Here is a 2,668-nt window from a genome sequence, read left to right as displayed (position 1 = left end):
GACAGCACGCGCTCAAACACGCCGATAAAGGGATAAAGCAGGATCACATTGAAAATGTTGAAGAAGGTCGAGTACAGGCCGATGGCCACCGGCACCAGAGGATAGGTTTCACGGCCGTTGACCACCACCGGCACCCCGGGATCACCGCCGAACCAGCCCATGGCGTAGCGCAGCACCTCCATGGAGAGGAAGAAGAGCGGGATGGTGACCATCACGCCGATGATGTTGAAGGCGATGTGGGCGTAGGCTGCCCGCTTGGCGTTGCGCGAAAGGTTCAGCGACGCCAGCCATGACGTGACCGTGGTTCCGAGATCCGCCCCGAGCGAGAAGGCGACTGCCGTTTCCCAGCTCAACACGCCCGCGGCGCCGAGGCCCATGACGATGCCGATGGTGGCGGAGGAGGAGTGGATCAGGGCGGTGATCAGCGCTGCCGTCAGCACGCAGGCCAGCAGGCCGCCGAAGGTGTCGGCGTGCAGGGTGGAGATGACGTTCATCACCTCGGGCATGGCCCGCAGGGGACGCAACCCGCCCGTCATCAAGTTCAGGCCGTAGAAGATCAGCGCGAAGCCCATGCAGGCCAGAGCGATGTTCTTCACCTTGTCGGTCTTGGCGAAGATGTAGAGCAGGGCGAAGAGGCCACCCAGCAGCAGACCGAGTGGTCCAAGCGGCAGCGCGATCAGGCCATTGCCCAGCGTGGTGCCGATGTTGGCGCCCATGATGACGCTGATCGCGGGCCTGAGGCCGACCACCCCCGCGTTCACCAGGCCAACGACCATGACGGTCATGGCGGTGGAAGACTGGATGATGCCCGTGATGAAGGTGCCGGCGAGCACGCCCTTGGCGGGGGTGCCGGCGATCTTGGCCAGCAGGTTCCGCATCTTGGTGACGGCGAGTGCCTGGATGCCGTTGGCCATGAACTCGAGGCCGAGCATGAAGATGCCCAAGCCCCCGATCACCGGCACGATCACCTGTGTGAAGACGTCGACTTGCATCGAAACGTTGCTCTTTCCTGGAACGGGAGAGGGACGGCTGGAGGCTGGACGGTACGGCGGCTTCAGCGGGGGAGTGCGGCACGCCAGTATTCGATGACCTGCTGCACTGTTGAATCAGGCAGAGGAACGTAGCCGAGGAGCTCCGCGTCACTGGCCCGTTCAGTCAGGGCGAAGCGGAAGAAGTCCATCGCCTGTCGGTGACGCCGGCGGCTACCGGGTTCCCGGGGCACCAGCGCGAACACGGTTGCGACGATGGGATAGGCCTCCGTGGCCTGGGCATTCGCCTCGACGTCGTGGAAATGCTGCGTCGGATCCAGGCGTGTACTGGACAAGGCGCTGCGCAGGGCCGGCACCGAGGGCGCGACATAGCGTTTGGCCTGGTTCTCCAGCAGCACGACCGACAGGCCGCGGCGCTGTGCCTGGCTCGCCTCCATGTAGCCGATGGCGTTCTCGGTGCTCTGGACACGATCGGCCATCTCGCCATTGCCGCGCGCGCCGACGCCGACCGGCCATTTCGGCTGGGCGGCGACGCCTGCACGCTGCCGCCATTCAGGGCTGCCAGAGGTGAGATAGCGAGTGAAGTGCCAGCTGGTGCCGGATCCGTCGCTCCGCTGAACCACGGTGATCGGCGTATCCGGCAGGGCAAGCCCTACGTTCAGAGCGGCGAGATCGGGGTGAGACCAGCGGGTGATCTCACCGAGGTAGATACGCGCCAGCACGGAAGCAGAGAGGCGCAGGGAATCCGAGCCGATACCGCGCAGGTTCACCACGATGGCAACGCCTCCGCTGGTGACCGGAAACTGAAGAAGGCGCTGCTGATCCAGTTCCTGCGGCGGCAGGGCGATGTCGGTCGCGCCGAACTCCACGGCTCCCTGCAGCACACGCATGATGCCCGCTGTTGAACCCACAGGCTCGTAGTCGAAGCCGCCATCGGCGGCAAAGGCGCTGCCACCCTCACCTTGCAGGGAAGCATAGGCCTGACCCCAGCGGGCCAGGATGGGGTGAGCGAAGGTTGACCCCGCGCCCGAGAAGCTCTCAGCACTGGCGGACAGGAGGGGTGCGGCGATGATCATCGCCGCGAGCACGATGGCGGCCAGGCGCCTCTGCATACGGACCTTCTTTCCGGCGCGATGACAAGCGCCGCTGCGACGGGAGGGTGACGGTCACCCTGACCGGCATCCGCTCGAGCCGTCTCGTCCCGGTACCGTGATGATCATGCGGCGGCAAAAGACGTGTTCATGACAGTCATATTTGCTGCCCTGATTAGCCTACTCTCCCAGAAGACGGCGGTGGTCTATGACGACGAGATCAAGAAGCACGTGCACTGTATTGAAAGGTTATAGATCACGTTCATTATTCTACGCAGAGTTCTAGCAGGCCCTGCTACATCGCAGAGCATACCTTCGTAGAACGAAGCAGTTTTTGAGCATCTCTGGGCTATCGAGATATCTGATCTACAGCGTTGCGTTGGTTGTCCGAAGTCGGTGTGCCAGTTCGCTTATGAACTGCCGTGCAAAGTGTGAACCTCCTCCACGGCGAAGCGAAATCGCCGTGCGTCGATCGCCGCAAGCTCGCAGGTTGTTCTTGCCTGAGCCCTAGCTTATACCAACTCCCGATGGTCGTGACTCACGACGGGGGCTTCCCCGACACGGGGGTGATGTGATTCAAGCTGGTGA

2 protein-coding genes are annotated in these 2,668 nt (G+C 63.2%); both read right to left on the bottom strand.

Going from position 1 to position 2,668, the window contains the following annotated elements; genetic code table 11:
* On the bottom strand, nucleotides 1-992 hold a 992-nt coding region (locus D2K64_RS23245), incomplete at its 3' end, for a Na/Pi cotransporter family protein (RefSeq protein WP_162306249.1).
* Nucleotides 993-1,054: 62 nt separating this feature from the next.
* Nucleotides 1,055-2,065 carry a phosphate ABC transporter substrate-binding protein PstS gene (gene pstS / locus D2K64_RS23240; protein WP_162306248.1) on the bottom strand — a complete coding sequence of 337 codons (1,011 nt, stop codon included), beginning with the start codon at nucleotides 2,063-2,065 and terminating at the stop codon, nucleotides 1,055-1,057.
* Between the last annotated feature and the right edge of the window lie 603 nt (nucleotides 2,066-2,668).

It is taken from the genome of Teichococcus vastitatis, assembly GCF_003604215.1.
Lineage (GTDB): Bacteria > Pseudomonadota > Alphaproteobacteria > Acetobacterales > Acetobacteraceae > Pseudoroseomonas > Pseudoroseomonas vastitatis.
Note: the sequence above shows the minus strand (reverse complement) of the source record. Positions and strands in the feature narration are given on the sequence as shown.